Origin of the sequence: Pseudomonas sp. RA_35y_Pfl2_P32 (genome assembly GCF_963970735.1) — a bacterium.
Taxonomy (GTDB): domain Bacteria; phylum Pseudomonadota; class Gammaproteobacteria; order Pseudomonadales; family Pseudomonadaceae; genus Aquipseudomonas.
Genome location: NZ_CAXAQF010000008.1, coordinates 109,267 through 135,537, shown reverse-complemented (window position 1 = coordinate 135,537; position 26,271 = coordinate 109,267). Strand labels below are relative to the sequence as shown.

At 61.9% G+C, this 26,271-nt stretch carries 28 protein-coding genes; 10 read left to right on the top strand and 18 right to left on the bottom strand.

Annotated features, from left to right (window positions below; all coding sequences use genetic code 11):
- The first annotated feature begins 54 nt into the window (after positions 1–54).
- Both AACY45_RS10265 and AACY45_RS10260 read left to right on the top strand, forming a co-directional pair.
- Positions 55–975 (top strand): response regulator, encoded by a 921-nt coding sequence (locus tag AACY45_RS10265; RefSeq protein WP_339545346.1) that lies wholly within the window; start codon positions 55–57, stop codon positions 973–975.
- Between the two features lie 89 nt (positions 976–1,064).
- On the top strand, positions 1,065–1,961 hold the full coding sequence (locus AACY45_RS10260) for a peptidoglycan DD-metalloendopeptidase family protein (protein WP_339545345.1): 897 nt from the start codon (positions 1,065–1,067) through the stop codon (positions 1,959–1,961).
- A 132-nt stretch (positions 1,962–2,093) separates the two neighbouring features.
- Here AACY45_RS10260 and AACY45_RS10255 read toward each other — a convergent pair whose 3' ends face one another.
- From AACY45_RS10255 to phoB, 3 genes are all read right to left on the bottom strand, one after another.
- Entirely contained in the window at positions 2,094–3,434 is a 1,341-nt protein-coding gene (locus AACY45_RS10255) for a hemolysin family protein (protein ID WP_339545344.1), read from the bottom strand.
- 123 nt (positions 3,435–3,557) lie between these two features.
- A complete protein-coding gene (phoR, locus tag AACY45_RS10250) occupies positions 3,558–4,844 on the bottom strand; it encodes a phosphate regulon sensor histidine kinase PhoR (RefSeq protein ID WP_339545421.1) in 1,287 nt (428 codons plus the stop codon).
- Between the two features lie 81 nt (positions 4,845–4,925).
- A complete protein-coding gene (gene phoB, locus AACY45_RS10245) occupies positions 4,926–5,615 on the bottom strand; it encodes a phosphate regulon transcriptional regulator PhoB (RefSeq protein ID WP_339545343.1) in 690 nt (229 codons plus the stop codon).
- A gap of 152 nt (positions 5,616–5,767) precedes the next feature.
- Between phoB and AACY45_RS10240 the strand changes: the two genes are divergently transcribed.
- Entirely contained in the window at positions 5,768–6,154 is a 387-nt protein-coding gene (locus tag AACY45_RS10240) for a COG4315 family predicted lipoprotein (protein WP_339545342.1), read from the top strand.
- A gap of 61 nt (positions 6,155–6,215) precedes the next feature.
- Here AACY45_RS10240 and ubiA read toward each other — a convergent pair whose 3' ends face one another.
- Entirely contained in the window at positions 6,216–7,106 is an 891-nt protein-coding gene (gene ubiA / locus AACY45_RS10235) for a 4-hydroxybenzoate octaprenyltransferase (protein ID WP_339545341.1), read from the bottom strand.
- Positions 7,106–7,669 carry a chorismate--pyruvate lyase family protein gene (locus AACY45_RS10230; RefSeq protein ID WP_339545340.1) on the bottom strand — a complete coding sequence of 188 codons (564 nt, stop codon included), beginning with the start codon at positions 7,667–7,669 and terminating at the stop codon, positions 7,106–7,108. Before AACY45_RS10230 ends, ubiA begins: the two co-directional genes overlap by 1 nt.
- A 201-nt stretch (positions 7,670–7,870) precedes the next feature.
- Here AACY45_RS10230 and AACY45_RS10225 point away from each other — a divergent pair, with 201 nt between their 5' ends.
- The 4 genes from AACY45_RS10225 to AACY45_RS10210 all read left to right on the top strand — a co-directional run bounded on the left by AACY45_RS10225 (position 7,871) and on the right by AACY45_RS10210 (position 10,326).
- Positions 7,871–8,038 carry a rubredoxin gene (locus AACY45_RS10225; RefSeq protein ID WP_007954349.1) on the top strand — a complete coding sequence of 56 codons (168 nt, stop codon included), beginning with the start codon at positions 7,871–7,873 and terminating at the stop codon, positions 8,036–8,038.
- Positions 8,039–8,057: 19 nt separating this feature from the next.
- Entirely contained in the window at positions 8,058–9,206 is a 1,149-nt protein-coding gene (locus AACY45_RS10220) for an NAD(P)/FAD-dependent oxidoreductase (RefSeq protein ID WP_339545339.1), read from the top strand.
- Positions 9,207–9,394: 188 nt separating this feature from the next.
- Positions 9,395–9,670: an HU family DNA-binding protein gene (locus tag AACY45_RS10215; protein ID WP_003213368.1), complete on the top strand. Its 276-nt coding sequence runs from the start codon at positions 9,395–9,397 to the stop codon at positions 9,668–9,670.
- A 272-nt stretch (positions 9,671–9,942) separates the two neighbouring features.
- Positions 9,943–10,326 (top strand): helicase, encoded by a 384-nt coding sequence (locus AACY45_RS10210; protein WP_339545338.1) that lies wholly within the window; start codon positions 9,943–9,945, stop codon positions 10,324–10,326.
- Between the two features lie 284 nt (positions 10,327–10,610).
- On the opposite strand, the gene AACY45_RS10205 is transcribed toward AACY45_RS10210, so the two are convergent.
- Positions 10,611–11,054: a hypothetical protein gene (locus AACY45_RS10205; protein ID WP_339545337.1), complete on the bottom strand. Its 444-nt coding sequence runs from the start codon at positions 11,052–11,054 to the stop codon at positions 10,611–10,613.
- On the opposite strand from AACY45_RS10205, the gene AACY45_RS10200 reads away from it, so the two are divergent.
- Both AACY45_RS10200 and AACY45_RS10195 read left to right on the top strand, forming a co-directional pair.
- Positions 11,044–11,457: a hypothetical protein gene (locus AACY45_RS10200; protein ID WP_339545336.1), complete on the top strand. Its 414-nt coding sequence runs from the start codon at positions 11,044–11,046 to the stop codon at positions 11,455–11,457. The genes AACY45_RS10205 and AACY45_RS10200 overlap by 11 nt on opposite strands.
- A 92-nt stretch (positions 11,458–11,549) precedes the next feature.
- A complete protein-coding gene (locus AACY45_RS10195) occupies positions 11,550–12,878 on the top strand; it encodes a hypothetical protein (protein ID WP_339545335.1) in 1,329 nt (442 codons plus the stop codon).
- A 59-nt stretch (positions 12,879–12,937) separates the two neighbouring features.
- Here the strand turns inward: AACY45_RS10195 and AACY45_RS10190 are convergent, their stop codons facing one another.
- The 6 genes from AACY45_RS10190 to exbB form a co-directional block, all read right to left on the bottom strand.
- Complete coding sequence (locus AACY45_RS10190) at positions 12,938–14,338, bottom strand: aminoacyl-tRNA deacylase and HDOD domain-containing protein (RefSeq protein ID WP_339545334.1); 1,401 nt, start codon at positions 14,336–14,338, stop codon at positions 12,938–12,940.
- A 77-nt stretch (positions 14,339–14,415) separates the two neighbouring features.
- On the bottom strand, positions 14,416–16,491 hold the full coding sequence (gene recG, locus AACY45_RS10185; protein ID WP_339545333.1) for an ATP-dependent DNA helicase RecG: 2,076 nt from the start codon (positions 16,489–16,491) through the stop codon (positions 14,416–14,418).
- A gap of 9 nt (positions 16,492–16,500) precedes the next feature.
- Positions 16,501–17,424, bottom strand: a complete 924-nt coding sequence (locus tag AACY45_RS10180; protein ID WP_339545332.1) for a hydrogen peroxide-inducible genes activator — start codon at positions 17,422–17,424, stop codon at positions 16,501–16,503.
- 161 nt (positions 17,425–17,585) lie between these two features.
- Positions 17,586–18,332, bottom strand: a complete 747-nt coding sequence (locus tag AACY45_RS10175) for an energy transducer TonB family protein (RefSeq protein ID WP_339545331.1) — start codon at positions 18,330–18,332, stop codon at positions 17,586–17,588.
- The gene (gene exbD / locus AACY45_RS10170; RefSeq protein ID WP_166589297.1) at positions 18,329–18,757 is read right to left on the bottom strand and encodes a TonB system transport protein ExbD; all 429 of its coding nucleotides are present in this window, start codon (positions 18,755–18,757) and stop codon (positions 18,329–18,331) included. Before exbD ends, AACY45_RS10175 begins: the two co-directional genes overlap by 4 nt.
- Positions 18,758–18,763: 6 nt before the next feature.
- Positions 18,764–19,768, bottom strand: a complete 1,005-nt coding sequence (gene exbB, locus AACY45_RS10165) for a tonB-system energizer ExbB (RefSeq protein WP_339545330.1) — start codon at positions 19,766–19,768, stop codon at positions 18,764–18,766.
- Between the two features lie 188 nt (positions 19,769–19,956).
- Between exbB and AACY45_RS10160 the strand changes: the two genes are divergently transcribed.
- Complete coding sequence (locus AACY45_RS10160; RefSeq protein WP_339545329.1) at positions 19,957–20,814, top strand: SDR family oxidoreductase; 858 nt, start codon at positions 19,957–19,959, stop codon at positions 20,812–20,814.
- Between the two features lie 113 nt (positions 20,815–20,927).
- On the opposite strand, the gene AACY45_RS10155 is transcribed toward AACY45_RS10160, so the two are convergent.
- The 6 genes from AACY45_RS10155 to AACY45_RS10130 all read right to left on the bottom strand — a co-directional run bounded on the left by AACY45_RS10155 (position 20,928) and on the right by AACY45_RS10130 (position 26,232).
- Complete coding sequence (locus AACY45_RS10155) at positions 20,928–21,668, bottom strand: hypothetical protein (protein WP_339545328.1); 741 nt, start codon at positions 21,666–21,668, stop codon at positions 20,928–20,930.
- A 55-nt stretch (positions 21,669–21,723) separates the two neighbouring features.
- A complete protein-coding gene (locus tag AACY45_RS10150) occupies positions 21,724–22,104 on the bottom strand; it encodes a RidA family protein (protein WP_003229509.1) in 381 nt (126 codons plus the stop codon).
- 37 nt (positions 22,105–22,141) lie between these two features.
- Positions 22,142–24,247 carry a bifunctional GTP diphosphokinase/guanosine-3',5'-bis pyrophosphate 3'-pyrophosphohydrolase gene (gene spoT / locus AACY45_RS10145; protein ID WP_095164892.1) on the bottom strand — a complete coding sequence of 702 codons (2,106 nt, stop codon included), beginning with the start codon at positions 24,245–24,247 and terminating at the stop codon, positions 22,142–22,144.
- Between the two features lie 57 nt (positions 24,248–24,304).
- Positions 24,305–24,568, bottom strand: coding sequence for a DNA-directed RNA polymerase subunit omega (rpoZ, locus tag AACY45_RS10140; RefSeq protein WP_003177259.1), 264 nt, complete (start codon positions 24,566–24,568; stop codon positions 24,305–24,307).
- Between the two features lie 167 nt (positions 24,569–24,735).
- Positions 24,736–25,356, bottom strand: coding sequence for a guanylate kinase (gene gmk / locus AACY45_RS10135; protein WP_339545327.1), 621 nt, complete (start codon positions 25,354–25,356; stop codon positions 24,736–24,738).
- Positions 25,357–25,368: 12 nt separating this feature from the next.
- Positions 25,369–26,232, bottom strand: coding sequence for a YicC/YloC family endoribonuclease (locus tag AACY45_RS10130; protein ID WP_339545326.1), 864 nt, complete (start codon positions 26,230–26,232; stop codon positions 25,369–25,371).
- Between the last annotated feature and the right edge of the window lie 39 nt (positions 26,233–26,271).

The following is a 26,271-nucleotide window of genomic DNA, read 5'->3' as shown; positions in this document are numbered from 1 at the left end:
GCGAAGTGCCAAACCAGGTGTTTTGCTGGTCGGGATAATAACGAGGGGTGGTCGATGAGTAAGGTCAGTGTGTTGGTCGTGGACGATGCTGCGTTCATTCGTGATCTGATGAAGAAGTGCCTGCGCAACTACTTCCCAGGCATACGTATTGAAGACGCGGTCAACGGCCGCAAGGCGCAAAGTCTGCTGGCCCGCGAAACCTTCGACCTGGTGCTGTGCGACTGGGAGATGCCGGAAATGTCCGGCCTGGAGTTGCTGACGTGGTGCCGCGAGCAGAACGCCCTCAAGACCATGCCGTTCATCATGGTCACCAGCCGCGGTGACAAGGAAAACGTGGTCCAGGCGATCCAGGCCGGTGTTTCGGGTTATGTGAGCAAGCCGTTCACCAACGAGCAATTGCTGAGCAAGGTCAAACAGGCCCTGAACAAGATCGGCAAGCTCGATGCCTTGCTGAATCAGGCCCCGGCCAAGCTGGCGCCGGCGTTCGCCAATGACTCGCTGAATGCCCTGACCGCCGGCAAGGCGCCTGTGGTCGCGGCGTCAGCGCCCAACGCCCATCTGCACAACCGCACGGCGGAGCCCGCCAAGGGACTGCTCAGCAGCCCGCCCATCAAAGCTGCGTTGCCGTCGCCCGCCGGTGGCCGTGGCCAGGGCCAGTTGCGCCTGCCCAGCGGCATCCAGGCCTGTGTGATCAAGGCCCTGAGCATCAAGGAGGCGCTGTTGGTGGTCAAGCGCAGCGAGACGCTGCCCCAAGTGCTCGACAGTGCCGTGCTCGACCTGGAGCAGGGTGATAACGCCGAAGTCGCCCGCCTCAACGGGTACCTGCATGCCATCGTCGCCCACGAGCCCAAACCCGACAGCGAGTGGCTGCAACTGACCTTCCGCTTCGTCGACCAGGATGCGCAGAAGCTCGATTACATTTCCCGGCTGATCGCCCGGGGCACGGCGCAGAAGCATTTCGTACCGGGTGCGTAAAAATCAGCTTTTGAAACAGCTGTCGCCAGCCTGAGGCCCTTCTGACTGCTAGGCTCACCCCCAAGCCTGCCCCCGACAGAATGCTGCCCATGCTCGCGCGATTGCTGATTTGCTGTGGTCTGCTTATGGTCTCGAGCCTGGCCGTGGCCATGACCATCTACAAGACCCAGCACGCCAATGGCGTGGTGTCCTACAGCGATCGGCCGTCCCGTGGATCCCAGGTGTTTGTGTTCCGCGACCGGATGGACGAGCACCTCGAGCGCCAGGTGCACCTGCAGATCAAGAAGCAGCCGGGCACCCACAGCGTGTTTGTGCGCAACGACCTGTACGCACCGGTCGAGGTCGAGCTGAGCTTTCACCCGGTGAAAAACCTCAGTGGCGCGCCTGCCCAGCCCATTCGCCGGGTCCTGCCAGCGCGCAGCAACACCCGCCTGGCGCTGCTCAAGGCCTCCCGCGCCGACAAGCCGCTGGTCTATACCCCCAGGCTCAAATACGCCTTGGGCGACCCTTCAGGCACCACGCTGGCCTATCGTTATCCGCTGCCCTGGCGCGGAGGTCCGTTTCGCCTGAGCCAGGGGGCCAACGGCCCATACAGCCATTACGGGCCGAAGAATCGCTACGCCATGGACATCGCCATGCCCGAAGGCACGCCGATCATTGCTGCGCGTGCTGGGGTGGTGGTGAAAACCGAGAACCGGCAGAGCGGTCGCGGCACCGATCCGGCGGGCAACTTCGTGCGGGTGCTGCACAATGACGGGACCATGGGCGTGTACCTGCACCTCAAGCAGGGCTCGGTACGGGTCCGTGAAGGCCAGCGAGTGGCGGTGGGCAGCGCCCTGGCGTTGTCCGGCAATACCGGCAACAGCAGCGGTCCGCACCTGCACTTCGTGGTGCAGCGCAATACCGGGTTGGGGCTGGTGTCGATCCCGTATCAGTTCAGTCAGCCGGTGGGCAGCCTGCCGAACTTTGCGCTGGGCCAACAATGATGTGTTGTCCCAGCCGATGCTATCGCGAGCAGGCCGCAAGCGGGCGCTCGCGCCCTCGGGGGATTTGTGTTTGCCGGGAAGCCGGGGTAACACCCAACCCATGGGGGAGCGACGCCGATCAGGTGTCGGGTGCTAGCCGAGCATCACTACCTTGGCCAGGACGATTTTCGGGCCTTTCATCTTTTTGATGATGATCCGCAAACCTTCGACTTCCAGCACTTCTTCCTCTTCCGGTACCCGCTTGAGGCTGTCGTAGACCAGCCCGGCCAGGGTTTCGGCTTCGACGTGGTCCAGGTCCACACCCAGCAGGCGCTCGACCTTGAACAGCGGGGTGTCGCCGCGTACCAGCAGCTTGCCTGGCTGGTAGGCCAGGATGCCGCGCTCGGCCTTGCGGTGTTCGTCCTGAATGTCGCCGACCAGCACTTCCAGTACGTCTTCCATGGTCAGGTAGCCGATGATGTTGCCGTCGGCTTCCTCCACCACGGCGAAGTGCGAGCCGCCCTTGCGAAATTGTTCCAGCAACTGCGACAGCGGCATGTGCCGCGACACGCGCTCCAAAGGACGGGTCAGCTCGGCCAGGTTGAACGACTCGGGAATGTGGTCCAGGGCGGCCAGTTCCAGCAGCAGGTCCTTGATGTGCAACAAGCCGACGAATTCCTGGCGCTCGCTGTCGTACACCGGGTACCGGCTGAACTTGTGGCGGCGGAACATCGCCAGGATTTCCTTGAGCGGCGCGTTGAACTCCAGCGTCACCAGGTCTTCCCGGGAGTTGGCCCAGTCGACCACTTCCAGTTCGCCCATTTCCACGGCCGAGGCCAGCACGCGCATGCCCTGGTCGCTCGGGTCCTGGCCACGGCTGGAGTGCAGGATCAATTTCAGTTCTTCACGGCTGTAGTGGTGCTCGTGATGCGGGCCGGGCTCACCCTGGCCGGCAATACGCAGGATCGCATTGGCACTGGCGTTGAGCAGGTAGATGGCCGGGTACATGGCCCAGTAGAACAGGTACAGCGGCACCGCCGTCCACAGCGAAAGCAGCTCGGGCTTGCGGATCGCCCAGGATTTCGGGGCCAGTTCGCCGACCACGATGTGCAGGTAGGAAATGATGAAGAAGGCGGTAAAGAACGACACGCCCTTGACCACTTCCGGCGATTCGACGCCCACGGCGCCCAGCAGTGGCTCGAGAATGTGCGCAAACGCCGGCTCACCGACCCAGCCCAGGCCGAGGGAGGCGAGGGTGATACCCAGTTGGCAGGCCGACAGGTAGGCGTCGAGCTGACTGTGCACGGTGCGCAGGATGTGCCCGCGCCAGCCGTTCTTATCGGCAATCGCCTCGACCCGGGTCGAGCGCAGTTTGACCATGGCAAATTCCGCCGCAACGAAGAAGCCGTTGAGCAAAACCAGGATCAGCGCAAAAAAAATCATGCCGAAATCGGCGAAGAGTGTAGCGAGGGACAAGCCAGGGGAAGGGTCCATGATGGAGTTTTGCGGGTTCCGTATATTCGAATAAAGGGGTGCAGACGAGCCTGAAAGGCAGGCCCAAGTCAGCCAATGTAGCGGCTGACAGGGCAATTGCCTAGGGGGAAGTAGCGCGGGGGGCTAGTCGGTCAGGCTGCCGGTGCGTGATTTGGTCACCTGCACGGGCACAAAATGGCAGGTGAAGGTGCTGCCATGGCCTGGCACGCTGCTGATTTCCATGCGGGCACGGTGGCGCAGCAGGACGTGCTTGACGATCGCCAGGCCCAGGCCGGTGCCGCCCGTGTTGGAGTTGCGGCTCGAATCGACGCGGTAGAAGCGTTCGGTCAGGCGCGGCAGGTGTTTGTTGTCGATGCCGATCCCCGAGTCCTGCACGCTCAGGTGCGCGCCTTGCTCATCGCCCCACCAGCGGATGCGGATATGGCCTTCGGCCGGGGTGTATTTGACCGCATTGAACACCAGGTTGGAAAACGCGCTGCGCAACTCGGCCTCGCTGCCCTTGAGCTGGATCGACGGGTCGGCCTCCAGGGTAATGCGCTGGTTGCGTTGCCCGGACAGTGCCTGGGCGTCGCTCTTGATCGACTGCAACAGGCTGTCGATCGCCACGGGCTGGTTGTCCGAGGGGTAGTCGGTGGCCTCCAGTTTGGCCAGCAGCAGCAAGTCATTGAGCAGGGTCTGCATGCGGCTGCCCTGCTGCTGCATCTGTTGCAGCGCGCGGGTCCAGCGCGGGTTCACGTCTTCGACGTTGTCCAGCAGGGTTTCCAGGTAGCCGCTGATCACCGTCAGGGGCGTGCGCAGTTCGTGGGAGACGTTGGCGATGAAATCCTTGCGCATCTGTTCCAGCTGATGGATGCGGGTGACATCGCGCACCAGCATCAGGTGTTCGTTGTTGCCATAGCGGGTGATGTACAACTGGATGCGCATCCGGTCGTTGGTCGGCGAGGGGATTTCCAGCGGTTCGGCATAGCTGTCCTGCTCGAAATACTCCTTGAAGCGCGGGTGACGTACCAGGTTGGTCACCGGTTGGCCGCTGTCCTGGGGCGTCTTGAGCCCCAGCAGGGTTTCGGCGGCGCGGTTCCACCATTCCAGGTTGCCATCGCTGTCGAGCATTACCACCGCGTCCTTGAGTGCCGCCGTGGACTCCTGGACCCGGTCGATCACCGCTTGCAGGCGCCCGCGTACCCGTTGATCGCGGCGCTGCAGGTGGTAGATGCTATCGAATACTTCGCCCCACAGGCCGTAGCCATCGGGTGGCGCTTCATCAGGTTTGTGCAGGCGCAGCCATTCGTGCAGGCGCAGCAATTGTTTGAGGGTCCAGCTCAGGTAGATACCCAGGCCGGCGGCCAGGCTCCAACCGTAATAGCCGGTGATCAGGCCGATCACCAGGCAGCCGGTGACCAGCAGCAGCATGTGGCGGATCAGGGTGCCATGCCAGTTTTGGTTCACTTGAACATGCGTCCTTGTCAGCGTTTCGAGTGGGTCGGGGTGGACTCAGGCTTTGGTTGAAAAACGATAGCCGGTGCCGCGCACGGTTTGTACCAGATTCTCGTAGGCATCACCCAGGGCTTTGCGCAGGCGGCGGATGTGCACGTCCACGGTGCGCTCCTCGACATACACGTTGCCGCCCCAGACCTGGTCCAGCAACTGGCCACGGGTGTAGGCGCGCTCCTGGTGGGTCATGAAAAACTGCAGCAGGCGGTATTCGGTAGGGCCCATCTCGGCCGGTTTGCCGTCGATGGTTACACGGTGGCTGATCGGGTCCAGCAACAGGCCGCCGACTTCAATGGGGGCTTCACCTTCAGTGGGGCCGGTGCGGCGCAGCACGGCCTTGAGGCGAGCGACCAACTCGCGGGGGGAAAACGGTTTGGTGATGTAGTCATCCGCGCCCACTTCAAGGCCTTGGATCTTGTTGTCTTCTTCGCCCTTGGCCGTGAGCATGATGATCGGAATGTCACCGGTCAGTTCGTCGCGCTTGAGGCGTCGGGCCAGTTCGATTCCCGAGGTGCCGGGCAGCATCCAGTCGAGCAGGATCAGGTCCGGCTTGCGGTCGACGATAATGGCGTGCGCCTGCTGGGCGTTCTCCGCCTCCAGGCAGTCATAGCCGGCCATTTCCAACGCCACGGCGATCATTTCGCGAATGGGCGCTTCGTCGTCGACGATCAGAATGCTCCTGCCAACCATGGGTTAAATCCTCTTGTCATTTAACTGTCTTGCGCCGCATTAGATAACGGAATTATTGCAGTCGTGTTACAGCATTTCAGTGGTGCTGCAAGGCGCGTGATCCTGGACTAAGCTCTAACTCCGAATCCTGACTACCACAAAAGAAGGTTTCCATGACTGACTATGCTCACTCCTTTAAAGCCTTGGTCCTGGCCGTTGCCCTGGCCTTGCCGGGCATGGCCATGGCCGCCGAGCCGGCCATGATGAAAGGCGGCATGATGGTCGACCACCAGAGCATGACGTTGTACACGTTCGACAAGGACAGTGGTGGAAAGTCGATGTGTAACGATGATTGCGCAAAAAACTGGCCACCGCTGATGGCGCCGATGGACGCCAAGGCCAACGGCAAATGGACGACCATCAAGCGTGACGACGGCAAGATGCAATGGGCCTACGATGGCAAGCCGTTGTACACCTTCGTCAAGGACGAAAATCCCGGTGAAATGAAGGGCGACATGATGAAAGACGTCTGGCACGTGGTTCGTGAGTCGCAGAAATAATCCGTTGTTGTAGCCGCTGGCGCAGCCTGCGCCAGCGGCTACAAAATCCCTACAGCCCCCCTCAGCGCAACGCGTAATCCAGCACGATCCCGACAAAAATCGCCAACCCCGCCCAGTGATTGTGCAGGAACGCCTTGAAGCACTTCATGCGGTCCCGGTCGCGGGTGTACCAGAATTCCCAGGCGAAACACCCGGCAGCCGCCAGCAAGCCGAGGTGGAACCAGCCGCCCAGGGCGAATTTCGAGCCGGCCAGCCACAGGCAGCCCAGCGCCAGCCCCTGCAGCGTGAGAATGATTACCCGGTCGGCATCGCCAAACAGGATAGCCGTGGATTTCACGCCGATCTTCAGGTCGTCGTCGCGGTCGGTCATGGCGTAATAAGTGTCGTAGCCGACCGTCCACAGCAGGTTGGCGATCCATAGCAGCCAGGCGATGGCTGGCAGCTCTCCGGTCTCGGCGGTGAATGCCATCGGCATGCCCCAGGAGAACGCGGCGCCCAGCACCACTTGGGGGTAGTAGGTGTAGCGTTTCATGAAGGGGTAACTGGCCGCCAGTGCCAGGCCGCCAAACGACAGCCAGATCGTCGCCGCGTTGGTACACAGTACCAGCAGGAAGCTCAGGCCCATCAGCAGCGCGAAGAACACCAGCGCCTCCCCGGAGCTGATCCTGCCGGCGGCCAGCGGGCGTTGTGCGGTGCGTTTCACATGGCCGTCGACCTTGCGGTCGGCCCAGTCGTTGATCACGCAGCCACCGGCACGGGTCAGTACTACGCCGAGGACAAAAATCACGATGTTGGCCAGGGACGGCGAGCCTTCGCCGGCGATCCACAGTGCCCACAGGGTGGGCCACAGCAACAGGTAGATGCCGATGGGTTTGTCCATGCGGGTCAGTTGGACGAAGTCCCAGGCGCGCGGGTTCAAGCGATTCAACGATTTGAGCAGGTTCTGATACATCAGCCGTTCTCCGCGGGTGCGCCGGCCGCTCGCCACAGGGCCGGGAGGAAGATTTCTGCGACCAGCACGCTCAGGCCGCCTCGGTCGAAACGCGAGCGGCGGCCCCACAAGGCCGGTGCCTGAACGTCAGTGGGCAGCCATTCAACCGGGTAGTGGCAGACCTCGATGGCGCGGCGCTGGAACGCCTGGTCGCAGAACAGCAGCTCCCCCAGGGAGCGGCTGCCCAGCTCATCCATGTTCAACCCGCCATCGCGCAATGCACTGCGCGCCGCTACGCTGCGGGCGAACACCCAGGCCTGGCCGTGGCCGCGCAAATACACCTCGCGTACCCAGCCTTCGCTGCCCTCGGGCAGGTCGAGGGCGGCGCACTCATCGGCGCGCAATGGCTGCCAGCCTTCGTACAGCGGCGTCACGCTGAAACCGTCATCCGACAAGCGCGTCAGGCGCCGGGTGAGCGAGCCTTGATCGAACAGCCAGTCGAGGGTTTGCGCATCGGGAAGGGGTGTCAGCCGGCTTTGCGGCAGCCAGAGCGAAGTCGGGGCGAGGGCGTTTGAGTGCGGCACAGTGAGTCATTATTGGCAGCAAATGAGGCGGCGAGCTTAACATGTTGGTCGGCGATATTGAGCGATCGGGCCAGTCTGCGGCATCGAACACGCTTGCATCTGTCGAGTGCGATCAGTACAAAACGCCCTGAGCCGGATGGCAGACCCTTGGTGGGCGACCGTCCGCGCCAGATAAAGCCTGTGAATCCGAGGAAACAAGTAATGAAGAAGTGGCAATGCGTAGTCTGTGGGCTGATCTACAACGAAGCCGACGGCTGGCCGGATGACGGCATCGCACCGGGTACCCTGTGGCAGGACGTGCCGGAAGACTGGCTGTGCCCGGACTGCGGCGTGGGCAAGATGGATTTCGAAATGATTGAAATCAACTAACCGATTCGAGGAGTAAGGAATGAACGCACCTGTCGTGATCGTCGGCACTGGGCTGGCTGGCTACAACCTGGCCCGGGAGTTTCGCAAACTCGATGGCGAAACCCCGCTGTTGCTGATTACCGCAGATGACGGGCGCTCCTACTCCAAGCCGATGCTCTCCACCGGCTTCGGCAAGAACAAGGACGCCGATGGCCTGAGCATGGCCGAGCCTGGTGCCATGGCCGAGCAGCTCAAGGCCGAGGTGCGCACCCATACGCGTATCAGCGGCATCGACCCGGGCCACAAGCGCCTGTGGATCGGCGAAGAGGCGGTGGCCTATCGCGACCTGATCCTGGCCTGGGGCGCAGAAACCGTGCGGGTGCCGGTACAGGGGGACGCGCCAGAGGCGATCTTCCCGATCAATGACCTGGAAGACTACGCCCGTTTTCGCGCAGCTGCTGCTGGCAAGCGGCGGGTGCTGCTGTTGGGGGCTGGGCTGATTGGCTGTGAATTTGCCAATGACCTGATCCTGGGTGGCTATGAGGTGCAACTGGTGGCGCCGTGCGAGCAGGTGATGCCGACGCTGCTGCACCCGGCCGCTGCGGCTGCGGTCCAGGCCGGGCTGGAAAGCCTGGGGGCGACATTCCACCTGGGGCCGGTGCTCAACCGTTTGCAGCGCTCCGCCGAGGGCCTGGAAGGGCATTTGTCCGACGGTCAGGTGATCCCTTGTGATGTGGTGGTCTCGGCCATTGGCCTGCGCCCGCGGATCGATCTGGCGGCGGCCGCCGGTTTGCAGACCAATCGGGGGGTGATGGTGGACCGTCACCTGAACACTTCCCACGCCAATATCTATGCCCTGGGCGACTGTGCCGAGGTCGATGGGCTGAACTTGCTGTACGTGATGCCCTTGATGAGTTGTGCGCGGGCGCTGGCACAAACCCTGGCCGGCAACCCGACCGCCGTGAGCTACGGCGCGATGCCGATCACCGTGAAAACCCCGGTGTGTCCGCTGGTGGTTTCCCCGCCGCCACGGGGTTCTGAGGGCATCTGGACCGTGGAAGGCCAGGGCGCCGACATCAAGGCGCTGTGCCGCGACAACAGCGGCAGGCTGCTGGGCTACGCCCTTACCGGGGCGGCGGTGATGGACAAATTGGCGCTGAACAAGGAGCTTCCGGCGCTTCTGGCATAAATACAGGTCGTTCTGTCGGAATCACCCCGCTTTAACCCCTACAAAGGTCGCGCCGAGACTGGCGCAGCCCGTATCCGCGTGCCATCCTCACACCCGTCTGCCGCAGAGTAGAGCCTGCGGCGCCTTGGGCGCTGTTCCGGAAGAACAGCACGGACATAACAACAAAAAACCGTCAAAGAGGCTTCACTATGCGTAAACCAGAACTCGCCGCCGCAATCGCCGAAAAAGCTGATCTCACCAAAGAGCAGGCCAACCGCGTCCTCAATGCCGTTCTTGAAGAGATCACCGGCGCATTGCACCGCAAAGACAGCGTCACCCTGGTAGGGTTCGGCACTTTTCTGCAGCGCCACCGTGGTGCCCGCACCGGCAAAAACCCGCAGACCGGTGAGCCAGTGAAAATCAAGGCCAGCAACACCGTGGCGTTCAAGCCAGGCAAATCGTTGAAAGACAGCGTCAATCCGTAACCCCCGACCATCCTCCCGTGTAACGGGTGAGCTGGATCGAAAAATGGGCACGCCAACGAGGTTGGGTGCCCATTTTTTGTGGCCGCTTAACCGGGCTGGCTGCGGGCAGGCACGGGCGTGTGGCGGTCTCTGGTTTGAATTGATAACGGTGACTTGGTGGTCATCTTACGTAAAAAGCAGCTCATCTCCCGTTAACGATAGGTAACAGTGGCGTTCCGGTTTGAACTCGTTACACTGCCCCGGCGTTCACTTTTTTCTTCTGGGGCTTGAGCATGAAATTTCGTTTTCTCCTGTGGATGCTGGGCTTGCTGATGCGCAAGGCCAGCCGGACCAACCCGGCTTTTCAGCAGCAGTTGGCCGACAAGGACCTGGTATTCCAGTTGCAGACGCTGGATGGCAAGGTGGCACGCCACTTCGTGGTCAAAGACCAGCGGATTACCAGCAAATCCGGACTGTATGCCGAGCCGGCCTTCGCGATTGCCTTCAAGGACGCCGCCTATGGCTTCGCCACGATGCAGGCGAAGAACAAGCAACTGGCGTTCATGACCGGGATCCAGGACAAGTCGATCCAGATCAAGGGCAACCCGGTGCTGGTGATGTGGTTCCAGGGGCTGACCAAGTATCTGAAGCCGCGTAAGGCGGGGGGGCGCCGTTAAAGTCTCTAAGGTTTGGCCGGCAACGTCGTAAATGCGGCCCGCAAAGAATGGATAACTGTCAGGTCTGACAGGTTTTTTTCTTGTGTCACGGTGCTCCACTGTGGATGACCTCTCTATGGAGGCTCAATTTCCATGAAGGAGCACGGCTATGAATCAAACAAGCAATCGGGCGCTCAGCACGGGTGATCCCACGTTCGGTGAAGACGGTGTCGTTTCACTGCCATTCAACGGTGTCGTGGGCAGTATTCCACGCGCTTTGCTTCTGCGCCAAAATAACCAGTTACTCATTGCCTTGGCCACAGCGGTACCGGAGAACTCCCCTCTAAAATAGCCCTTCTGAATGATGATGGCTCACGTGACGTTTCTTTTTGGCATGAAGGCATTGTCGAAGCGCTGTTTCCGGAAAACATCTGGTTTTTCCCAGGGGGGTACGCTCGGCGGTAAATGGTGGATGGCGGATTATCGGGACTGCCAGGCACTCCGAGGGCGGAGAAGAGCTTGCTGTTGTGCGTCAGCTTGAGGACGGCCAGGCGGATGATTCCTTCGGCGAGAATGGCATAGTCTTCATCAATATCAGCAAGCTGATTGGCGCCAAGGAAGAAGTCCGTTACCAGCTCGTGACTTCTGGCAGCCGGAACGACGCTGATCTCACAACCCTCGAAGAAGGGGGGGCAAATCGATTTTTCCTGTTCCTGCCAAGCAGACGGCAAGATTGTTTTGGTCAGCACGATTGTGTATGCCTTTGACGATACGCAAGGTATTGCCATTCGGCTCAATCCCGACGGCTCACTGGATAAGTCTTTCAACGATTCAGGGTATGTGCTGATCGATCTGCCTGGCGTCGAGCGTAGGACAAATCACGCCCTCGGTGTCACCGTCCAGGAGAACGGTAAGGTGCTGGTCTGTGGCAGTTTCGCCCATGTCGGAGTTCCAGGGGTGGATGCCTATGTCATTCGTTATGACCGTAGCGGTCGTATCGACGCTCAGTTCGGCGATGACAGGAACGGGGTCGTAAAAACCCATACGTGCGATTCACGCGCCTGCGCGCAGATCGGTTGCGCGCGTAAAAACGCCCCTAGTGCATGGCTTCAAAGGTCAGCGATTTGTCTTGATCAGACAATAGAACTGTAATTTTTGACAGGTGACTACTCACTCCTTTGAGCGCTTTATTGGAAGCGCAAGTCCGAAGCGGACGTTCAAGCATCCCTTAAGGAGCAAGGCACATGAGCGAGATACGGGCATCATCAAATGCAGGGGCTCTCGACCCTGCCTTTGCCGATAAGGGGGTATTGTCACTGCCACTTCCCAGGATTCCTGGAGATGAGGCGCGGTGTGTCCTTGCCCTTCCCCAGAGTAAAACCCTGTTAGTCATACCCTGGCTTGCCTCCGGTCCGATTGTGGTGGCGCGGCTCAATGAGGATGGGACCCTTGATACCTCGTATGGCGACCGGCAGCTAGGCTTCGTTGAATTACTTTTCGAAGGAACTGAAATTGACCGGGTAGGGTTCAAGATCGGCGCGCTGGCTGACGGTGGATGTGTCGTTACCGGTCTATACGGTTCAAGGGGGATTCGAGGCTTGATAGCCATTCGGCTGCGCCAGGATGGAAGCCTCGAGCAGTCCTTCGGCAATGGGGGGGTGCGTCTTATCCCTGAGGAGGACTTCCGTCGGGGTACCACCAATGTGGCCGTGCGCGTTGCTCAAAAGATTGAGAATGACGGCAATGACCCGTCCACCGCGCAGGGCAATTCCGGCGGGGCAGTTGCTGAGGATCCGGATGGAAAAATCGTCCTGGTCAGCAATACGTTTGATTCCACTGGCCGGCAAAAAGCGGTTGCACTGCGGCTGAACCCCGATGGTTCAACCGACCAGAGTTTTAACGGAGGGTTCGCGATTGTCGAGCTTCAAGGGGTTGCACACCTGTGGAGCAGCGCCCGGGACGTTGCGGTTCAGTCGGACGGCAAAGTAGTGGTTTGTGGCCAATACGGTGATAACGATCGCCGTGCAGTCTTCGTGATGCGTTTTAACTCACAAGGCAAAGTGGACGCCGAATTTAACAGCAACCGCCCTGTCACGATTACCGCCTCGGAGTACATTGATTTTCGCTCTATCCGTGTCAGTAAAACTGCCATCCTGGTAGTCGGTGAAGCCAATCGCAGTGGCGTCAATCACGGGTTAATCGTCATGCTGAACAGCAGTGGATCCTACAATCTTGTGTTCAATAACGGAGCCCCTTTGTTCTCCAACTTGATGCCTGGATTCTTGTATTGGCGACAATGTGCACTGCAATCTGAAGGCACAGTCATCGTTACTGGCGTGGGGCGCGGAACAGATACCCGAGAACTATCCGTAGTCACCGCACGTTATCGCGCTGACGGCAAGCTGGATTCGACCTTTAACGATGGCAAGGGCTTTGCTGTTTTCGAGAATGAGATGGGAACTCATGTAACGGATGGCATGGACGTCATGGAGGATGGTCGGATTGTGATTTGTGCTTCTTGGCTGGACCTCAATATAAAATCCGGCGGATGGGTGCTCCGTTACTTGGGGTAGCGCGCAAGCCCCTGGAACCACATCACCAGCGCCGGGAGCGTGGCTTGCCTGTGATGTGCTCAGGCCTGGTTGAACTGCGACGCCAGTTCGCGCAACAGCACTTCGGCCTCCAGTACCTTGCTGACCGCTTCTTCGGCTTTGTCGCGGCTCAGGCCCAGACGCTCCAGCAGGGCGTCGGGGATGCTGGTGTCCGGGCCGGAGCCGACGCCACGGCTGCGCAGCAGGCGCACGGCCAGGCACACCAGGTTGGCGTACTCGGCAAATTCGCCGTCGTAGGCCGGGTCGTGCTGGAAGCGCAGAGCGGTGGCCAGTTCGTCAGGCATGTCCCAGTGGCGCATCAACCAGGCGCCGATCTGTTCCCGGCTGATCCCCAGCAAGTGCTGCTCGATAAAGGTGTGGCACAGGTGCGGGTTGACCTCCAGGTGGCGGCAGATCAATGAGAAGTGCGGCGGGAAGACATGGGCCAGCAGCAGGTAGCCGAAGTTGTGCAGCAGGCCCGCCAGGTAGGTCAGGCCGGCTTCCGGGCGCTGGGCGCGTGGCATGGCCCGGGTCAGGCCTTCGATGACGGCAGCGGTGTAGATCGACTGCTGCCAGTATGGCGTGGCCTGTTGTGGGTGGTCCTTGGGTAGGCTCAGGGTTTTACCCAGGGCCAGGCCCAGCGCCAGGTTGATCACCAGGTCAAAGCCCAGCACGCGGACAATCGCGTCTTCCACCGAACGGATCTTGCCGGGCGAAGCGTAGTACGGCGATGCCGCCCAACTCACCACCTGGGCGGCGAGCGCCGGGTCGGTTTCGACGACGCCGGTGATGTCGTCGATGGTGGCGTTGGGGTCGACTCGCAGCTTGATGATCTTCTGTGCGGAACCGGCCAGGGGTGGAATCTCGATGGTCGCTTCCAGGCGTTGCTGGATGCGGCGCGCGGTGAAGGCCTGGACGGCCTGGGTGATTTCTTCGCGGTCGTCCCCCGGGCGGTCGAGGTTCGGGCTGATGAGGCTCAGCGGCTCGCCAAAATTCGCGGCGCTGGCCTGGGTGAGCATGCTCTTGAAGTCTTCGCCGCGGATCTCCAGGAGCACGCCTGGCTCGCCGGAGTTGATCAGCAGCAGCGGTTGGTTGAGCAGGCTTTGTTCATATAGGCACGGAGAGCTGGTGAGTGCCGGCAGGCCGGGCAGCAGGCTCAGGTTGTGCTTGCCGAGCATGCGCTCCAGGCGTTCCAGCGGCACGGCGGTGAGCCGGCGACCGGTGAGTTCGGCCAGGCGATTGAGGTCCAGCAACTGACTCTGCGGGAACAGCACCATGAGCGCACCGATGGCGTCGTCGAGCAGCACCGCCTGGACCTTGCGCTCGGCGTTCAGGCCCGGGCGTTCTAGCACTTCCGTGTAGCCGATGCCCAGCTTGCCGAGCAACAGCCGGATAACCGACGGCGTGTGCGGGGTTTCGCCAGCGAGAGCAACTTCAGTCATGGTCTGGATCCGATCCGTACAATTTCGAGAGTATAACCAGCGGGCGGGTGCCGTGGTGGGTCAAGCCGGGTGATGCGTTACACCTGGCCGTACTGTTGGCCATGGCGCAGCCAGCGGTCCAGCAACGGACTGACATGGTGCGGCCAGCGTTCCAGCAGCGCCTGGGCCGCGTCGCGCACCGCCGGCAGCAAGTCCGCGTCGCGCATCAGGTCGGCGACCTTGAATTGCAGCAGGCCGGTCTGGCGAGTGCCGAGCATTTCGCCGGGGCCGCGCAGTTCGAGGTCCTTTTCAGCGATCACAAATCCGTCGTTGGTTTCGCGCATGATGCCCAGGCGTTGCCGGCCGATCTGCGACAACGGTGGATGGTAGAGCAGCACGCAGTGGCTGGCGGCGCTGCCCCGGCCTACCCGGCCACGCAGTTGGTGCAATTGTGCCAGGCCCAGGCGTTCCGGGTTTTCGATGATCATCAAGCTGGCATTGGGCACGTCGACCCCGACTTCGATCACCGTGGTGGCCACCAGCAGTTGCAGGGCGCCGGCCTTGAACTCGGCCATCACCGCCGCCTTTTCTGCTGGCTTCATGCGGCCGTGGATCAGCCCCACTTTCAATTCACCGAGAGCGGCGGTGAGGTCGGCAAAGGTGGTCTCGGCCGCCTGGCAGGTGAGTTCTTCCGATTCCTCGATCAGGGTGCACACCCAATACGCCTGGCGCCCTTCGGCGCAGGCCCCGCGCACCCGTTCGATGACTTCGACGCGGCGCGTGTCGGTGACCAGTACGGTATTGACCGGGGTGCGTCCAGGCGGCAGCTCATCGAGGATCGAGGTGTCGAGGTCGGCGTAGGCGCTCATGGCCAGGGTGCGGGGGATCGGCGTGGCGGTCATGATCAACTGGTGCGGACACATCCGCCCGCCCACGCCTTTCTGGCGCAGCGCCAGGCGTTGCTGGACGCCGAAGCGGTGTTGTTCGTCGATGATCACCAGGGCCAGGTTCTTGAACTGCACTTCGTCCTGGAACAGCGCGTGGGTGCCGACCACCATCGGCGTGCCACTGGCGATCTGCTCCAGGGCGGCGACGCGGTTTTTACCCTTGAGCTTGCCGGCCAGCCAGGCGACTTCCAGGCCCAGGGGTTCGAGCCAGCGCTTGAAGGTGATGAAGTGTTGTTCGGCGAGAATCTCGGTGGGCGCCATCAGCGCCACCTGGTAGCCGGCCTCCAGCGCTTGCAGGGCGGCGAGGGCGGCGACCACGGTCTTGCCGGCGCCGACATCGCCCTGGATCAGCCGCAGCATGGGTTCGTGCTGGCTCATGTCGTAGGCGATTTCATTGCCCACCCGTTGCTGCGCGCCGGTCGGCGGGAAACCCAGGTTGGCCAGGTATTGGGCCGGCAATCGGGTGGCCTTGGGCATGGCCGGTGCTCGCAGCGAGCGCATGCTTTCACGCAGGCGTTGTTGCGACAGTTGATGGGTCAGCAACTCTTCGAATGCCAGTCGATGCTGGGCCCAGTGGTGGCCCAGGGCGAGTTCGTCGACATCGGCATCGGCCGGTGGGTGATGCAGGTAGCGGATGGCGTCGTCCAGCGGCGCCAGTTGATAGTCGCGGGCCAGCTCGCTCGGCAGCCAGTCCGGCAGGCTGCTGGGGCCGAGCAGGGTCAGGGTTTGCTGGCACAGTTGGCGCAAACGCTGTTGGGTCAGGCCTTCGGTGAGCGGGTAGACCGGGGTCAGGGTCTCATCCACCGGCGGCGGTTCGTCACCGGTGATGGCGCGGTACTCCGGATGGTAGATCTCCAGCCCCGAGGCGCCAGGCCTGGCCTCGCCGTAGCAGCGCACGCGGGTGCCGCGTTTCAGGCCTTCCTTTTGCGCGTTGCTGAAATGGTAGAAACGCAGGCTCAAGCCGCCGGTGCCGTCCTGCAGGCGAACGACCAGGCTGCGGCGCCGGCCCATGACCACGTCGGCGCCGCTGACGGTGCCTTCGATGACCGCGTCCTGGCCCGGCCGCAAATGCCCGATGGGCACCACCCGGGTGCGGTCCTGATAGCGCAGCGGCAGGTGGAAGAGCACGTCCTGGAGGTTTTCCAGGCCGACCTTGGCGAGCTTTTCGGCCATGGCTTCGCCGACACCCTTGAGTGCCGTGACCGACACGTGCGACAGCTCCGTCATGGCGAACGCTTAACCTACAGCCGTGGCCGGCTTGGCCACCGAGCAGAGGCGGATCGAGTCGGCGAGGATTTCGATCGCTTTGGGGCGTGGGAAGCTGGCGCGCCAGGCGATGGCCACGGTACGGAACGGCACCGGCGGAGTCAGCGGGCGCACTTCGATCACGCCGGGGGCGTAATGGTGGCTGTCGACGGCCGAGAGCGGCAGGATCGAGATGCCCAGGCCAGAGGCCACCATGTGGCGGATGGTTTCCAGCGAGCTGGACTCGACCGTGGTGTGCTTGGCACCGTCACTGCCCTTGGCCAGGGTCGGACAGGCTTCGAGGACCTGGTCGCGGAAGCAGTGGCCCTCGCCGAGCAGCAGCAGGCTCTTGTCGTTGAGCAGGCTGGCGTCGATGGTGGCTTTCTGGGTCCAGGGGTGCTGGGCCGGCATCAGGACGTAGAAGGGCTCGTCGTAGAGCTGCAGGGTCAGTACGTCGGCTTCGTTGAACGGCAGGGCGATGATGATCGCGTCCAGCTCGCCATTGCGCAGTTTGTCGCGCAACACGTGGGTGAAGTTTTCTTCGATGTACAACGGCATCTGCGGGGCGACCCGGTGCAGTTGTGGAATCAGGTGTGGGAACAGGTACGGGCCGACGGTGTAGATCGCCCCGACCTTGAGCGGCGCGGTCAGTTGGTTCTTGCCGGCCTGGGCCAGTTCACGGATACCCTGGGCCTGCTCGAGGACCTTCTGCGCCTGGGCGACGATGCCCTCGCCGACCGGGGTCAAGCGCACCGCGCTTTTGCTGCGCTCGAAAATCAGCACACCGAGTTCGTCTTCAAGCTTTTTCACGCCCACCGACAGGGTCGGTTGACTGACGTGGCAGCGTTCAGCCGCGTGGCCGAAATGCTGTTCTTGGGCGAGGGTAACGATGTAGCGTAATTCTGTGAGGGTCATAGCGGGCGTCCATGAAGTTGCGAGCCAAGCATACCGGCTGCAATCGATAGGCGCACGTTATCAGACTGAGTGTGTCGAGTGACACAAGGCAATGCATCTTTGCCGTTGCCGGATATGCAGAAGGCACCTTTCGGTGCCTTCCAGGTAGGGCATTGTGTGGCTTACCGCCGCTTCTTCTCCAGCGAGTACACAAACGGTGCGACGATTTCGATCGAGCCGTTGTTGAGCATATCGGCTGGCGGCTTGGGCAGGGGCTGGGCACGGCGGATCATTTCCAGGGTGGCCCGGTCCAGATCGGCGTTGCCGGAGCGTCCTACCAGCTCGTAGGACAACACCTTGCCTTCGGCGTCGACCACAAACCGCAGACGGTTCAAGCCTTCCTTGCCGCGTGCCTGGGCGCCTGGCGGGTACTTCTTGTACTTCTGCAGGTGCGCCAGCAACGTGCCTTGCCAACTGGCCTTGGCGGCATTTTGTGCTGCCGTCGGGCCGGGGTTGGGCTGTGCCGATTTGGCGGGCGGTGCGGTGCTTGGCTGGGCCTCGGACGGTGGCGTGTCCGAAGGTTTTTCCTTCACCGGCTCAGGCTTTTTCTCTACCGGCTTGGGCGGCTGAGGCTTGGGCTTGGGTTTAGGCTTGGGCACCGAGATGGTCGGTTTTGGCGCTTCGGCCAATTTCGGCAACGGCAGTTCTTCTACCGGTGTCGGCGGTTGGGGTGGCGTTACGACCTTGGGCGGTGCCGGTTGTGGTGGCGCCGGAACAGGCGCCAACTCGACCAGCATCGCCATCGGCGGCAGCGTGACGGGGGGCGAGGACTTCCAGTTGAGCGCGAGGATTACCGCGACCGCGTGGACGCCAAGCACCACCGCCAGGCTAGCGCTGTAACGCGTCAGCTTTTGGCGCGTCGTGATCATTTTTTGGCTGCCGTCTCAAGTCCGACCAGGCCGACCTTCAGGTAACCGGCTGCCCGCAGGGCATCCATTACGTGCATCAGGTCGCCATAGTCCACGCCTTTGTCGGCCTGGAAGAAGATGGTGGTGTCTTTCTTGCCCTGGGTGCGAGCATCGAGGGTCGCGCCGAGGGTCTCGGCCTTGACCTCGTCTTCGCCCAGGTACAGCCGTTGATCGGCCTTGACGCTGAGGAACACCGGCTTCTCCGGCCGCGGCGCCGGCTTGGCGCTCGAGGCGGGCAGGTCAACTTTGATGTCCACGGTGGCCAGCGGGGCCGCCACCATGAAGATGATCAGCAGCACCAGCATCACGTCGATGAACGGCGTGACGTTGATTTCGTGGTTCTCGGCGAGGTCGTCGCTCGCGCCTTCCTTCAAATGCAAGCCCATGGCTGATTACCCTACTTTGACCATATGCGGCTGCGAGGAGCGCTCGCTTGGCAGGTGATCGAGGTCACGGCTGACCAGCAGCAGGACTTCAGCGGAGGCATCGGAGACCTGAGCCTTGTAGCCGGCGATGGAGCGGGCGAAGACGTTGTAGATGACCACGGCAGGAATTGCCGCGACCAGGCCCAGCGCGGTTGCCAGCAAGGCTTCGGCAATGCCCGGCGCGACCACGGCGAGGTTGGTGGTCTGGGTCTTGGCGATGCCGATGAAGCTGTTCATGATGCCCCACACGGTACCGAACAGGCCGACGAAGGGCGCGGTGGAACCGATGGTCGCCAGCACGCCGGTGCCGTTGCTCATGTTGCGACCGCAGGCTGCGACCAGGCGCTCCAGGCGGAAGCTGACACGTTCCTTGATGCCTTCCTTTTCACGGCTGTTGGCCGACAGGCGCATCTCTTCGAGGGCATCGTGGACCAGCAGGTTGGCGAGGGTCCCGGCCTTGGTGGCGGTCGCGCTGGCTTCCTTGAGGGTGGTGGCCTTCTTCAGGTGAGTGATTTCACTGCGCAGGCGACGCTTGGCAGCCATCAGCTCGAAGCCCTTGGCGATCCAGATGGTCCAGGTGATGATCGAGGCAATGGCCAGGCCGATCATCACGATTTTCACGATGATGTCGGCGTTCTGGTACATGCCCCACGGCGACAGGTCATGGGCCATGCCCAGGGTGTTGTCGGCTTCCAGGACTTCAGGTTCGTCAGCGGCGGCCAGTGCCGGGTCGGTGGCGATCGAGGTCACGGCTGGCGCTGCGGGGTCGGCGTCAGCGGCCGGTGCAGGTGCAGGTGCAGGTGCAGGTGCAGGTGCTACTGCTGCGGCGGGCGCGGTGGTGGAGGTCGGCTCATCGGCGAACGCTGCGGTGGGGGCCAGCAGGAGACTGAACACCAGTGCGGTTACGGCGCCGAGGGCGCGCAGCGGGCGGATGGGTGTGGTTGGCGAAGCGGAGAGTGGATTGCGTGTCATGCTGGCCGGACCTGAGAGAAAAAGAGGGTTAATGTCCTTCCAGGCCTCGTGGGGCCGAGAACAAAGTGGCGGGCATTATTGCAATTAATTCTTGTTAACAGAAGCAATAGCCTCTCTTTTTTTCTTCTATTGCTAGCCGCTCGTCCATTGCCGAGGCTAGTCTGTGCCTTTATCAGGGGAGAGAGTTGATGCCCGCGCCTAGTGTTTTGATCGCCGGTTGTGGTGATGTCGGCGGCCGTCTGGCCGTGCAATTGCTGGACAAAGGCTGGCAGGTCTACGGTCTGCGCCGCACCGTTGCCCACTTGCCGGCGGGGGTGATCGGGGTGGCTGGCGATCTGTTCAACGAAGACTGCCCGCAGACCTGGCCCGTCGGCGCAGTGGACTACCTGGTGTATTGCGCGGCGGCCACCGATCACGATGAGGCGGGGTATCGCGCGGCTTATGTGCAGGGCCTGCAGCATGTGCTGGGCTGGCTGAACGACTACGGCCAGGTGCCCGATCGCTTGTTGTTTGTCTCCAGCAGCAGCGTCTACGAGCAGCAGGATGGTGGCTGGGTAGATGAAACCTCCCAAGCCTTGGCCTCGGCCTATTCCGGGCGGGTGATGCTGGAGGCCGAGCAGGTCGCACTGGGCAGCGGCATTCCGGCCAGCGTGGTGCGCTTGACCGGCATCTATGGTCCTGGCCGTGAGTGGTTGCTGACCCAGGTGCGTCGTGGCTATCGCGTGGCCATTGACCCGCCGTTGTACGGCAACCGGATTCACGCCGACGACGCAGCCGGGTTGCTGGCGTTCCTGCTCAATGCCAACCACCAGGGTGTAGCGCTGGATGACTGCTACATTGGCGTCGACGATGCGCCGGCCCCGCTGGCAGAGGTGGTGACGTGGCTGCGCGAATACCTGGGGGTGACGGAATGGGCTGAGGACGCCAGCGTGCGGCGTACCGGCAGCAAACGCTGCAGCAATGCGCGCGCCAAGGCATTGGGCTGGGCGCCGCAGTACCCAAGCTATCGTGAAGGTTACGGGGCGATTCTGGCAGGCAAAGCCTGATAGGGGGCTCCGGCTGCTCGCGATGCACGTCAACGATTACGCGTACTGCCGGAATCTATGCGTTGACCTTGAGTTCATCGCGAGCGGTCTCGCGCCCACAGTTACCTGGCGGATTACTGCTTTTCCAGGGTCCATTGGCGGGTGCCCGGGGAGAATGACGGCACTTCGTCGGCCTGTGCGCCGTTGACTGCCTGGAAAATCTCCATGTCTTCGCCCTTGCGGGTGAAGATCCACGGGTTGCCTTGGCCGTTGAGTTGCAGCCACATGGTGTCATTGCCACCGCTCATGGACGCACAATCGCCGGCCAGGCACAGGGCATAGCGATCGGCACCCGGCAGGCCCGACACCGAACCGTCGGCCTGGAACTGCACAGTGTTGCCTTCGCCTGGGCCGTTGACGATCTTCCAACCACCGCCCAGGTAGGCCGAATAGAGTGCGCGCTCGAAGCTGGCACCCAGCGGGGCTCCCGCGGGAACGGCTTCCTTGGGCTGGTCAAACACCTGCTCTGGCTCGTTGTCGTTGGCCACTTGCTGCAGTTGCTTGCCGTCGCGTTTCAGTTCGCTGCCGGAGCTGCCGTACACCTCGATTTTCCAGGTGCCGGATTGCTCGCCGAGGATCTTGCCTTCGATGTTTTCGAAGCCGTTGGTGTAGCGCGCCTGGCTGGCCTTGGTGTTGACGTCCCATTCCAGGTTCGGGCCATTGGCTTGCAGGGCTTCACGCAACGGAACACCCTTGGCTGCGGCGTCGATCGCCGCCTGGTTGATCCAGGTGCCGCTGATGTCGCGGTCGGCAGGGTCACTGGCACAGCCGCCGAGCAGCACCGCAAGCAACGAGAGAGCTAGCGCTTTGCGCATGAGGAAATCCTTAGGGAGCGGGGCCGGCGTTACCTGTCAGGTAACGCCGCGCGTGTTACTCGATGACCAGAATGGCGTCCATTTCAACCTGGGAGCCCTTTGGCAGGGCAGCGACACCGATGGCCGCGCGAGCAGGGTAAGGCTGGTCGAAGTACTTGCCCATGATTTCGTTGACCTTGGCGAAGTGGCTCAGGTCGGTGAGGAAGATGTTCAGCTTGACGATGTCCTTGAACGAACCGCCAGCTGCTTCTGCAACGGCCTTGAGGTTCTCGAACACCTGGACGGTCTGGGCTTCAAAGCCTTCCACCAGTTCCATGGTTTTTGGATCGAGGGGGATCTGGCCGGACATGTAGACGGTGTTGCCGGCCTTGATCGCCTGGGAGTAAGTGCCGATTGCGGCTGGGGCCTTGTCGCTGGTGATAACTGTCTTGGTCATTGATGACTCCTTGTAATGGCTTGGCTACGTTGGCGAGCTATGCACGCATGCGGGTGATGCGGATCACTCCGGTCAGTGCGCGCAGTTTCTTGATCACGCGGGCCAGGTGCACGCGGTCGTGCACGCTGACCACCAGTTGAACCACGCTGATGCGACCATCGCGTTCGTCCATGCTGATTTTCTCGATGTTGCCGTCGGCGGCATTGACGCTGCTGGCCAACAGGGCGATCAGGCCGCGCTGGTGTTCCAGTTCGACGCGCAACTCGACGTTGAATTCGCCGGTGACATCCTTGGCCCATGACAGCTGGATGCATTTTTCCGGGTTGTGGCGGATTTCGCTGATGTTGCGGCAGTTGTCCAGGTGCACAACCATGCCTTTGCCCGCGGACAGGTGGCCGACAATCGGGTCGCCAGGAATCGGCGTGCAGCACTTGGCGTAGCTGAGCACCAGGCCTTCGGTACCGCGGATCGCCAGCGGACCTTCCGGGCTTGGCAGTTGTTCGCCTTCGCCCAGCAGGCGGCGGGCCACGACATAGGCCATGCGGTTGCCCAGGCCGATGTCTTCGAGCAGGTCTTCGATCAGTTCGAGGCGGTACTCGGCGAGCATTGCCTTGACCCGCTCGGCCGGGATTTTTTCCAGCGAGCTGTCAAACCCATTGAGCACCTTGTTCAGCAGGCGTTCGCCGAGGCTGATGGACTCGGAACGGCGTTGCAGCTTCAGGGCATGGCGGATGTGGGTGCGCGCCTTGCCGGTGACCACAAAGTTGAGCCAGGCGGGGTTTGGTCGGGCGCCCGGGGCGCTGACGATCTCGACCGTGGAGCCGCTCTGCAGGGGCTCGGACAGCGGCGCCAGGCGACGGTTGATCCTGCAGGCGATGCAGCTGTTGCCGACGTCGGTGTGCACTGCGTAGGCGAAGTCGACTGCCGTGGAGCCTTTGGGCAGCTCCATGATCCGGCCTTTGGGCGTGAACACGTAGACCTCGTCCGGGAACAGGTCGATCTTCACGCTTTCAATGAACTCCAGTGAGTTGCCGGCGCGTTGCTGCATTTCCAGCACGCCCTTGACCCACTGGCGGGCGCGGGCATGGGTGCCTTTGGGCTGCTCGTCACCGCTGGATTTGTACAGCCAATGGGCCGCGATGCCGTTGTTGGCCATCTCTTCCATTTCGCGGGTACGGATCTGGATCTCGATCGGTACACCGTGCATGCCGAACAGGGTGGTGTGCAGCGACTGGTAGCCGTTGGCCTTGGGGATTGCGATGTAGTCCTTGAAGCGTCCCGGCAGCGGTTTGTACAAATTATGTACAGCGCCTAGCACGCGGTAGCAAGTGTCGACCTTGTCGACGATGATCCGGAACGCATAGACGTCCATGATCTCGTTGAAGGCCCGACGTTTGCCGCGCATTTTTTTGTAGATGCCGTAGAGGTGTTTCTGCCGGCCGCTGACTTCGCCCTGGATTTCATCGATGGCCAGGCAGTGGCTCAAGGACTCTTCGATCTTGTTGACGATTTCCTTGCGGTTGCCCCGGGCGCGCTTGACGGCCTGGTTGATCCGCGCGGAGCGCATCGGGTGCATGGCCTTGAAGCCAAGGTCTTCGAATTCTATGCGGATGGCGTGCATGCCCAGTCGGTTGGCGATGGGCGCATAGATTTCCAGGGTTTCCTTGGCGATACGCCGGCGCTTTTCACCGGACAGCACTTCCAGCGTGCGCATGTTGTGCAGGCGGTCGGCCAGCTTGACCAGGATCACGCGGATGTCGCGGGCCATGGCCATGGCCATTTTCTGGAAGTTTTCGGCTTGGGCTTCGGCCTTGGTCTCGAAGTTCATCTGGGTCAGTTTGCTGACCCCGTCGACCAGTTCGGCCACGGTTTCGCCGAACTGCGCTTGCAACGCTTCCTTGGCGATCCCGGTGTCTTCGATCACGTCATGCAGCATCGCCGCCATCAGGCTCTGATGGTCCATGTGCATGTCGGCAAGAATATTCGCCACTGCAAGAGGGTGCGTGACGTACGCCTCGCCGCTGCGGCGGCGTTGGCCGTCGTGGGCTTGTTCGGCGTAGAAATACGCTCGGCGGACCAGGTTGACCTGGTCATTGCCGAGGTAGGTCGATAAGCGATCGGCGAGGGCGTCTATGCTCGGCATGATGACTCCTGCCGATGGCTGTGATCCCGCGCCGTGCTACGTCGACCAGGCATAGGCTTAGACGGCCTCGTTGGACTCGTCCTCGAACGCTGCGAACAGCGGTTCGTCTTCGACGATTTCAGCATTGGCGATGAACTCGTAGCTCATCAGGCCTTCGGCGATTTCACGCAGGGCGACAACGGTAGGCTTGTCGTTTTCCCACTGGACCAGTGGCTCTTTGCCGCCGGTGGCCAGTTGACGGGCACGCTTGGTAGAGAGCATGACCAGCTCAAAGCGGTTTTCCACGTGTTCTAGGCAGTCTTCAACGGTTACGCGGGCCATGGTATTCCTCGGAGCGAATGCAATATGCGCGCTGCCCGGTTGGGCGAGCGGACTGAACAGTTTAAAAAATCACCAGCGATTAGGGAAGCGCTGATTTTTTAACCAAGCTCTTCAACGCGCTGCAAGTGCCAATGTAAAGCCCTTGCAGCGGTTTTGGGAAGTGCTGTTTAACCGAGCAATTCGGCCAGAAGTTTTCCGTGAAGCTGCTGCTGGCGCTTCTGATGTAGCTGATTGGCGCGAAAAATCGCCTGCAAATCGTGCAAGGCGTGGGCGAAATCGTCGTTGATGATCAGGTAGTCATAGTCGACGTAGTGGCTCATTTCACTGACGGCTTCGCGCATCCGGCCGTCGATGATCTCGTCGCTGTCCTGGCCGCGATTGGTCAAGCGCTGGTGCAAGGCCTGCAGGGACGGCGGCAGGATGAAGATCGAGCGGGCCTGCGGCATCAATTTGCGCACTTGCTCGGCGCCTTGCCAGTCGATTTCCAGGATCAGGTCATGGCCTTCATCCAGGGTCTGCTGCAGGTGGCTTTGCGAGGTGCCGTAGAGGTTGCCGAACACCTCGGCGCGCTCGAGGAAGTCGCCGTGCTCGATCATCTTCACGAACTCGCTGCGCTCGACGAAGTGATAGTTCACCCCGTTCACTTCCCCGGGCCGCATGGTGCGGGTGGTGTGGGAGACCGAGACGCGGATCCGCTGGTCGGCGTCCGTCAGGGCCTTGACCAGGCTGCTCTTGCCTGCGCCCGAGGGGGCGGAAATGATGTACAGGGTGCCGGTGCTGTGGGTCATGTCAGGGTTGCCTTACTCAATGTTCTGCACTTGTTCGCGCATTTGCTCGATCAACACTTTGAGGTTGACCGCAGCCTGGGTGCTGCGCGGGTCGAAGGCTTTGGAGCCCAGGGTGTTGGCTTCGCGGTTGAGCTCCTGCATCAGGAAGTCCAGGCGCCGGCCGGCGGCGCCGCCGGACTTGAGGACGCGGCGGACTTCAATGATGTGGGTGCTCAGGCGGTCCAGTTCTTCGGCGACGTCACTCTTTTGCGCGAGCATGACCATTTCCTGCTCCAGGCGCTGCGGATCGAGTTCGGCCTGCATGTCGGCAAAGCGGTCGAGGACTTTCTGGCGCTGGGTGGCGAGCATCTGCGGGACCAGCTCACGCAAGGTCACGACGTCTTCTTCAATGGCGCTCAGGCGCTCGTTGATCAGCCGCGCCAGCTCCGCGCCTTCGCGTTCGCGGCCGGCCTTGAGCTCCTTGAGGCCCTGGTTGAATAGTGCCAGCGCCTCGGCATTGAGCGCTTGCGGGTCGCTGGCGTCAGCCACCAGGACCCCAGGCCAGGCCAGCACTTCCAGCGGGTTGAGTGCCGCAGGATTGCTGATCAGGCTGGCAATGGTTTCGGCGGCGGCGATCAGTTGCGCGGCGCGCTCGCGGTCAACCTGCAGCGCCTTGCCGGCGGTTTCTTCGGTAAAGCGCAGGGTGCACTCGAGCTTGCCGCGCGACAGGCCCTGGCGCAGTGCCTCGCGCACATTGCCTTCGAGGTCGCGAAAGGACTCCGGCAGGCGCAGATGCGGTTCCAGGTAGCGGCTGTTGACTGAGCGCAGCTCCCAGCTCAGGGTGCCCTGGCTGCCGGCTTTTTCGACGCGGGCAAAGGCGGTCATGCTGTGCACCATGGCGGTACCTCGCGATTCAGGTCGCCAGCGAACCTCGGG